This window comes from Paraburkholderia sp. SIMBA_053, assembly GCF_046534895.1.
Taxonomy (GTDB): Bacteria; Pseudomonadota; Gammaproteobacteria; order Burkholderiales; family Burkholderiaceae; genus Paraburkholderia; species Paraburkholderia caledonica.
In genome coordinates this window covers 1-470 of the sequence record NZ_JAWRXU010000095.1, presented here as the reverse complement: position 1 = coordinate 470, position 470 = coordinate 1, and the positions used below count along the sequence as shown (strand labels likewise).

The 470-nt window shown below is 51.9% G+C and carries 1 protein-coding gene; it reads right to left on the bottom strand.

Annotated features, from left to right (window positions below; all coding sequences use genetic code 11):
- Positions 1-470: DNA polymerase domain-containing protein (locus SB753_RS34715; RefSeq protein ID WP_410804561.1), on the bottom strand; the 470-nt coding region annotated here is incomplete at both ends.

The window sequence follows — 470 nt, the reverse complement described above, 5'->3', positions numbered from 1 at the left end:
GGTCAGACCGGTCTGTTTGGTTTTCTGCCAACGCAGGTCTTCTTTACGGTAACCGAAACCTTCCAGGATACGCAGAACCGCCGGCAGAACCTGGTTTTCGATGTAGTATTCCGCGTCGTATTTGTGTTTACGCGGGTCGTATTCTTCCGCCAGGATCGCACGGTTAGAGATCGGACCGTCACCACGCAGAACGATGTAACCGATAACCATACCCGGTTTGATTTTAACACCTTTCGCCGCCAGACGTTTCGCAACCGCAACGTGCGGGCCGATCGCTTTGTATTCGTGCAGCGGACGGGTGATCTGTTCGTAGATCGCCAGTTTTTCCGGCGGGATTTCGTATTTAGACAGTTTCTGGGTAACTTCTTTAACGATACGAACCGCTTCTTCAACGTTACCGTGTTTCAGGATCGCTTCCAGAACACGCGCCTGGGTTTCTTTCGCGATTTCAGACCAGTCACGACGAACGA